The organism is Collinsella sp. LCP21S3_C7 (assembly GCF_052118485.1).
Classification (GTDB): domain Bacteria; phylum Actinomycetota; class Coriobacteriia; order Coriobacteriales; family Coriobacteriaceae; genus Collinsella.
The window spans coordinates 1-648 of record NZ_JBQKHC010000060.1 but is presented as its reverse complement, the minus strand read 5'-3'; the positions used below and the strand labels follow the sequence as shown (position 1 = coordinate 648).

At 57.6% G+C, this 648-nt stretch carries 1 tRNA gene; it reads left to right on the top strand.

Annotated elements, in window-relative coordinates:
- Window positions 1–253 precede the first annotated feature (253 nt).
- Window positions 254–330, top strand: a tRNA-Arg gene (locus tag ACTQ1E_RS08865).
- Window positions 331–648 lie beyond the last annotated feature (318 nt).

Genomic DNA, 648 nt, shown 5'->3' with positions numbered 1-648 from the left:
GTTTTTAGCGAGCGGGCGAGCGCGCCGGCAGGCGGGCGAAGCCGGTGCGGATCCGCGAAGCGGATGCGCGGAATCCTATACGCCGCACCAATCGAACTTGAAGCCTCCGGCGACGGGGGCTTTTCTTTTTTGGAAGCCATGCACGGATTCGGACCTCGGTCGAGGCGCGAGCAGCATAATCATCACATCGTAAAATTTTTTCAAATTGTCGCTTGACCCGTCGGGGCCTCGCGTGCATAATAATCCGTGCGTTGCGGCGTTACCTCAGCTGGATAGAGGGTCTGACTACGAATCAGAACGTCATAGGTTCGAATCCTATACGCCGCACCAATTGACTTTAAAGCTCCCGGCAACGGGGGCTTTTCTTTTTTGGAAGCCATGCACGGATTCGAACCTCGGTCGAGGCGCGAGCGTAAAGAAAACGCGAAGCGTTTTTAGCGAGCGGGCGAGCGCGCCGGCAGGCGGGCGAAGCCGGTGCGGATCCGCGAAGCGGATGCGCGGAATCCTATACGCCGCACCAATTGACTTTAAAGCTCCCGTGAACTGCCTCCCATTTCTTGGACATGAGAAATGGGAGGCTTTTTATGCGTGTCGACTTGAGGGTGAAGCACGACATCGAGGCCAGGAAGGCGGCGATCGGGCTCTTCG